This window comes from Gemmatimonadota bacterium (genome assembly GCA_009838845.1).
Taxonomy (GTDB): Bacteria; Latescibacterota; UBA2968; order UBA2968; family UBA2968; genus VXRD01.
In genome coordinates this window covers 1-7,006 of record VXRD01000008.1, presented here as the reverse complement: position 1 = coordinate 7,006, position 7,006 = coordinate 1, and the positions used below count along the sequence as shown (strand labels likewise).

The 7,006-nt window shown below is 52.1% G+C and carries 6 protein-coding genes; 2 read left to right on the top strand and 4 right to left on the bottom strand.

Annotated elements, in window-relative coordinates:
- The first annotated feature begins 15 nt into the window (after positions 1–15).
- The gene (locus F4Y39_01055; GenBank protein ID MYC12292.1) at positions 16–1,140 is read left to right on the top strand and encodes an IS200/IS605 family element transposase accessory protein TnpB; all 1,125 of its coding nucleotides are present in this window, start codon (positions 16–18) and stop codon (positions 1,138–1,140) included.
- A 44-nt stretch (positions 1,141–1,184) separates the two neighbouring features.
- On the opposite strand, the gene F4Y39_01050 is transcribed toward F4Y39_01055, so the two are convergent.
- Positions 1,185–2,684 (bottom strand): hypothetical protein, encoded by a 1,500-nt coding sequence (locus F4Y39_01050; GenBank protein ID MYC12291.1) that lies wholly within the window; start codon positions 2,682–2,684, stop codon positions 1,185–1,187.
- A gap of 12 nt (positions 2,685–2,696) precedes the next feature.
- Positions 2,697–4,037, bottom strand: a complete 1,341-nt coding sequence (locus F4Y39_01045) for a sulfatase (GenBank protein ID MYC12290.1) — start codon at positions 4,035–4,037, stop codon at positions 2,697–2,699.
- Between the two features lie 127 nt (positions 4,038–4,164).
- On the opposite strand from F4Y39_01045, the gene F4Y39_01040 reads away from it, so the two are divergent.
- Positions 4,165–4,701, top strand: a complete 537-nt coding sequence (locus tag F4Y39_01040) for a hypothetical protein (protein ID MYC12289.1) — start codon at positions 4,165–4,167, stop codon at positions 4,699–4,701.
- A 373-nt stretch (positions 4,702–5,074) separates the two neighbouring features.
- On the opposite strand, the gene F4Y39_01035 is transcribed toward F4Y39_01040, so the two are convergent.
- Positions 5,075–5,941: a phytanoyl-CoA dioxygenase family protein gene (locus tag F4Y39_01035; GenBank protein MYC12288.1), complete on the bottom strand. Its 867-nt coding sequence runs from the start codon at positions 5,939–5,941 to the stop codon at positions 5,075–5,077.
- A 29-nt stretch (positions 5,942–5,970) separates the two neighbouring features.
- Positions 5,971–6,981: a mandelate racemase/muconate lactonizing enzyme family protein gene (locus F4Y39_01030; protein ID MYC12287.1), complete on the bottom strand. Its 1,011-nt coding sequence runs from the start codon at positions 6,979–6,981 to the stop codon at positions 5,971–5,973.
- Between the last annotated feature and the right edge of the window lie 25 nt (positions 6,982–7,006).

Sequence of the window (7,006 nt, the reverse complement as noted above, 5' to 3'; positions counted from 1 at the left end):
GTATATATTTTTATTATGGTTAAATCATTTAAATACAGATTGCGCCCAACCAAAAAGCAAGAACAAATCTTGTTGGCGCATATTGACGAATGCCGTATTCTCTATAATCAACTACTCTGTGCGAGAATACAAGCATGGAAAAATGAGAATAAGTCTCTCTCTCAATATGACCAGACTAAAACAGTACCATTGCTAAAACAGCAACACGCTGCATTCAAGCAAGTATATAGTCAAGTATTGCAACAAGTATCACAGAGAGTAGATTTGGCATTCAAAGGTTTCTTTCGCAGACTCAAAAAGAAAGCAGAAACTGGCGAAAAAGCTGGCTTTCCCAGATACAAGAGTCAGGGAAGATATGATTCTATCACCTATCCTCAGTTTGCCAATGGATGTCGATTGGACGACAAGGGCTTGCGATTGGGCAGTATTGGTTGCATTCGCATTGTCCAGCACAGGTCACTTGAGGGTATCCCTAAGTCTTGCACAATCACACGCACAGCAACAGGCAAATGGTTTGTATCTATCTCTTGCGATATTGGCGAAAAAGATAAGAAACTAAACACTAACTCTGCTGTTGGCATTGACGTGGGTCTCAATTCCTTTGCTGTGACCAGTGACGGACAGAAAATAGAGAATCAGAGATTCTTTCGCAAAGAGGAAAAGTCTCTTGCCAAAGCACAGCGCAAATGGGACGCAGTGAAACAAAGACCCAAGACTGACCCCACAAGAGAAAAGCGTCGTAAAGTCATTGGTAGAGTGCATGAGCGTATCCGTAACAAGCGACATAACTTTGCTCATCAAGAATCAAGAAAAATGGTCAATCGTCACGGATTCATAGCCGTAGAGAAACTGGACGTTAAAGATATGGAAAAGAATAGACGATTGGCTAAATCAATAGCAGACGTAGCATGGTCCCTGTTTCGGCACTGTCTCGAATACAAAGCGGAAGAAGCTGGTATTGGATTCAAGGCCGTTGATCCTGACTATACGTCACAAGATTGCTCTGCATGTGGACATAGAGAAAAGAAAGCATTGTCTCAGCGTGTGCATCATTGCAAGGTGTGTGGCTATAAGACGGACAGAGACCACAATGCTGCGATAAACATATTGACGTTGGGGCTACAACGTCAGGCGGATTGACCGCCAAGAAGCCCACTCGCAGAGAGCTTTAGCGTTGGGAGTAGTCACCCAGATCCTCCATCGCGAAACCGCAGCGAATAGAGACCCACGTTCTTGAGGTAGAAGCGGAGGAACACAGGCATGCCCACGAGTTCGGCCATATCCTGCTTGTTTTTCCACGTCACTTTGTGCTCGACAAGATCAACAGCCTGTGTGGTGCAATCGGCAAGGGTGAACCCGGGCACGGGACTCGGGGCACCGCTCTCACCGAAACGCAGCACCTCGACAGCGAATTCGGGCGGAACGATCGCCGTGGCCGGATCGCTGTTATAACCGTCGGCCACGGTCGTATTGACGATCAGTTCCGGTGCGGCAACAACCATTTCGCGAGTGAGCAGGAAGCCACCCGTGTGCGCACCCATCTGCGCGACGAATCGATCCTGGAGGAATTGCGCCCGGCCGATGCCCGAGACATTGTTCCTGTTGCCCTGTGCCTGGCCGTGGCGGGATCCGCGATAGTAGATAAAATCCGTATTTCCCATGCTCACAATGCCTCCGGCCCCCGAGGTAGAACCCGAGTCGAAGGCGTCGGATCCGCCATGGGGAAGATATACAGACCGGTCGGGCAACATATTCCAGTGCAGGCCATCGCTGCTAAACGCCAGATGCAGATGGAATGCCATGTGCGGCGGCGGCCCCATCATTCCGACAAAACCGATGAAATGGCTGCCTACCCGAGAAACCACCATGTGGTCGATATCTGGATCATCTACTTCTTCCGGCCACATCACCACCCGGGGCTGGCCAAAATCATACGGCGTCTTCCCGACCATCACCGCTGTCCGGCGCTTGAAATTGTGCTCCGTCGGTCCACCCGGCACATCCCCAACGCCAGCGGTACACACGGGCCGCCCGAACATCAGCCAGCGCTCCCGAACAGGGTCGAACACCATGTTTTGCCATGTGTCTCGCAGACCGATGAAAGCCGGGTTTGACGGATCCTCCCGCCAGTGAATCCCATCATCCGAATAAGCCAGACACAGACATCCATAGCCCTCGGCCAGATTGTCCTTGTAAGTCATCAGAAAACGGCTCTGCTGCACGCCACCGAGGGGGTTCCACATCACGCGCACCCCCTGGGCCTTTTGCTGTCCCGTGACCACCACATTGGTCTTCTCATATTGTCCGTATGGCTTGCCCTCCAGCATCGGCTTGTCCCAGTGCACCCCGTCCAGGCTCTCGGCATAGCAGACAAAATAGGGATACCCATCCCGCTCCGCCTGCCAGTCTTTGAAGCGGAACTGGTGCATCCACGCGTTCCAATCGGTCCCGGCATACCACATGCGGAACACGCCAGCTTCATCGTCGTAAATCACATTTTGCTGACCCACCGAATCTTCCCACGGCCTGTCGGGCATAAGCACGGGGTTGTGCGGATCCTTAATCGGCACATTCAGCACACGACTTACCCCCCAGAGGTCTTCCACCGTGGCATTGTCGATCAGCAATACGGTTTCCGTACCAACCTCAAGTGGCTCCCCTGCGCAGTAGGATTCCAGATTCATGTCACAACTCCTTTAATCAAAAGGCTGCTCTGAGTGATAAATCTCCCGATCCGCCTCCAGAAGAAACGTCCCGTCTGACTGTTTAATCCACTGCGGAACATCGGGATGACCTTCTCTATTCGGTACAAACCCCATCAAAATAGGATCCTCTGTCTCCTCGAGAAACGCGGTTAATTGCCCCTCCAAATCATCGCGAACCTTTGAAAAACGCGGATCATCTGCAACATTATTCAACTCATACGGATCGTCTGCCAAACTGTAAAGCTCCCGATCCGGTGCCGGTCTTGAAAAAAGCGCCTGAACAACCTCTCGCCTATTCTGAAAACGATTCACCCACCCATTATCGACATAATTTGGCACCCGCGCAAAATTGCGAATCAGCTTGAACTGATCCGACCGAACACACCGCATCGGCGTGTAATACCAGTTCCCAGAACGCCGCCCCCAGGTCTGCTCGCTAAACACCACAGACCGGCCAGCCCAACCCTTACCGGAAAACAACCCCCGAAAACTCCGACCCAGAATACCATCCGGTTTCTCCAGGCCGCACAACTCCATCAACGTAGGCAACAGATCCAGGTTGCTAATCAAATCACCGTACACAGCACCAGCGACAATCTCAGACGGGTATCTCACAAGCAAAGTCGTTCGGATACCCGCATCGTAAAGCGTGTGTTTTGCCCGCGCAGTCGCCACACCGTGTTCGGTAGTAAACACCACAACTGTCTCATCCGCCATCCCACTTTCATCAAGTGCATTCAAAATCCGCCCCACTTTTTTATCCAACGCCCCAATCTGCCGACACAATGTCGCGAGATCTTTACGCACCTCCGAACAATCGGGCAGATCCGGAGGCACAACCATCCTCTCTGCAAGATCTGGATCGTAATCCAGACCAAAAGGTCTATGTACCTCCGAGAAAGAGACCTGCAAAAAAAAGGGACACTCAATAGACGGTGCTTCTTCTCGCAAAAAACGCTCTGCCAAAACTTCCACACCAGCCTTCCCCTCTATCACACGCGAAAAACCCGCCCAGGATGGATCATTCAAAATCATCAACCGGTTGCTCAGCACCGTCTCGTAGCCCGCATCCTGAAAATAACGCGCCATGCACACAGCATCATCCGCATAGGGAAATTGTCCCCACACACCGATCATATGCGGCATCTGGCTGCAATACAAGCCAACGCGACTGGGAATACAAATGGGTGCCGTCGCGATAAATTGCGAAAACCGGGCACCCTGAAAAGCCAACCGATCCAGATTTGGCGTCGATACATCAGGCCGGTCATAACAACCGAGCCAATCGCCCAGATCGTGACAGTCGATAAACACTACATTAGGTTGTTTCATATTCTGTTCCCTAAAAAAATTTCACATTCTTTGAATCTTTTATCTTTTTGGCTTTGTCAGAGTCGATACTGTACCAAAGCGTATGCATAAATGCATAAATGACGGGAGGAGAAAGGAAGGAGAAAACATGCCAGACGAAAGCAACAAACTCTACCTCTATGAAGCTCTGGAACTCAGGGCTGAATACGATGCCAGAATTAAAACCCTGAAAGATTGCCTCTCAGAAACCAGGCAGAATCGCAATCGATCACTTTTTGATCGCGATGAAAAGGGGCAATATCGCCCCAGTCCCGGGTTCGACATCACTAAAGTACGCGATCAGATCAAAGCGCTGGAATACAAACGGCGCAAGCTCAACAGTGCCATTCAGCAGACCAATTTTCAGCACCAGATGGAACACGATGGCGACACCATCAATCTCAACGAGGCGCTGGAATTGCGAAAAGGCTTGAATGTACAAATCGGCGAGCTACACACGCAAGTCGTGGATGCAGCATACCAGCGGGTAATCTACAAAGAAGACCGCGACATTGTAGAACCCAACGAATTGTCATATCCCGACAGCGTCCAGGACCTTGAAAGTGTGCGATTGGCTTTTCGGGCGTTAAACAGAAAGCTACGGGCAGTATCTTTTGAAGCTATCGTAGCCTTTCAGGACGAGTAGTAATCATCAATCCGAAAGGAGACAGGGGAGCAAGTGCGACTGCTTCGGTGACGGAGCATAGCCCAGACTGTGGCATCTGTAAAAGCCATCCTCTTGAGGGGTGACGCTCATAACGTCCGGCAAAGCACCAGACCATTGAGCATCAAACCTCAGAGCAAACAAAGTCTCACAGCTATAAAGCCTTCAGGCTCCGCGTCTCTTTTCGGATCTTATTTCTAAATGCCAATTAGCGGTTAGCAGTCGGCAAAAACCTCCTGGATCGCGGCTCAACATCATGCCGCGATGACAGACGGGAGCCTGCCCCGTAGTGACTCTATACGGGGGCACGGGGACCGTCCCCTACAACACACATAACAATTAGCCTCTATTCACTTCATCCAATCGCTGGTCGCTTTGGCAGTGCGGCTCTAAACGCCGCCACACTCTCCCAATCGGGACCCAGTGCGTGCCGCGAGAATATCGGATCTGGCTGCCGATACATCAAATGCGCCGTGCGCCGAATCCGCTGCGTCTGCCGGACAGTCCCGCAGTGATAACTGGCAATATTGAACATCACAGCAGACCCTGCTGGCGCGTGAACATCGACCCGACCGATCCGTCGGGGATTTGTGCGACCAAAAGAATCTGTCCAGATCGGCTTATCCGGATCCACATACGCCGTCTCACTATCGGCAATCCGCAAAGCACCCTCGCCCCATCCGCTTTTGCCATCCCGCGTCTTGGGCAATTGACGCTTGGTCTCGGCACTCTCTGGAATAAGACTCGTACAGTGGGACCCGGCATCCACATCGTCCAGATAGTAAATCACCTGTATCGCCGGGGCAAAAAACGCATTCTTATCAGCACCCTCCACAATACCGTTGTATTCCCGGTGCCACTGCCGCGAGAGACAGAGCGGATCGCCGCCGTCAATATCCTCTGGCGGATCGGCGGCACACACCTCGCGCCGCAAAAAACTCAGACTGCTAAACTGAACACCCGCTCCGAGAATGCGATGCACCAGTGGCGCAACCGACGGATGGTGAACCAGGCCATCCAGCGCCTCTGTCCTGTGCATTAACTCCGGCGCCCTGCAGCCTACTGCTACGTGCCCCGGACGCGGTCCAGGCTCCCATTCCTTCGGGTTCGCGGCCACATCGGCGTCAATCCCATCGTTAATCGCCGCCACCTCCTCGGGTGAAAGCGCCCCCTCCACCACGGCATACCCGTTCTCATCAAAACATCTCAGTATCTCGTCCATCGCATCGCTCCTTAGAAAAAGACGTCGCGTCAAACCGAATATTTTTCAAGAACATCCCGGTCAATCTCAATCCCCAGCCCGGGACCCTGGGGAACCGCGAGAAAACCATCCACGGGCAAAATAGGCTCTTTGGACAACGCTGTTCGAAGCCCATTTTCTGTCATATCACACTCAAAAAAAGAAGGAACTGGATTCATCGTATCGAACGCATCTGGCATCGACGCCTGCCAGTGCAGGGTAGCGGCAAGGCCAACGACTGCCCCCCACATATGCGGCACAACCGGAATATAATTGGCACTGGCCATTGCCACAACCTTTCTCGCCTCTGTAAACCCGCCGACAATCGCAATATCCGGCTGCACAATATCCACCGCCCGCCGCTGGATAAACTCCCGAAATGCCCAGCGACCCTGCGAACCCTCGCATCCCGCAATCCGCATCCCGAGCGCTCTTTTAATTTCTACATATCCGGCCACATCATCCCTCGAAGTCGGTTCTTCATACCAGAACAGATCGTAAGCCTCCATCCTGCGCCCCACCTCAATCGCCGTACCCACATCATAAGCCAAATTTGCATCCACGCACAAAAGAATATCATCGCCAATCGCTCTCCGCACAGCAGCCACATTCTGCTCATCGTAAGCCTTCCCCAATCCAACCTTCATCTTCATCGCGGGAAAACCTCGATCTACATATCCCCTGGCCTCATCCATCAAAGCCTGTGTATTATCCGGCCTGTCCTTCCTGAACAACCCGCTGGCATAGCACGGGATACGGTCCCGAAATGCACCCCCCAAAAGGCGATAAATCGGCACATCAAGCGCCTTGCCCATAATATCCCACAACGCAATATCCACGCCGCTGGTCGCGCCCACATTCCTCAAACTCCCCGAATTGTTCAGCGCGTTCCAGATCACTTCGCAATCGAACGGATCCTTCCCCATCACATGCCGCTGAATATCCGACTCCCCAAGCGATCCCGCCCCTTGCCCCCATCCCGAAATACCCGTTAAGGTATAAATACTGTATGTTTTAAACATAATACGCAGCCGCAGAATAGAGAAG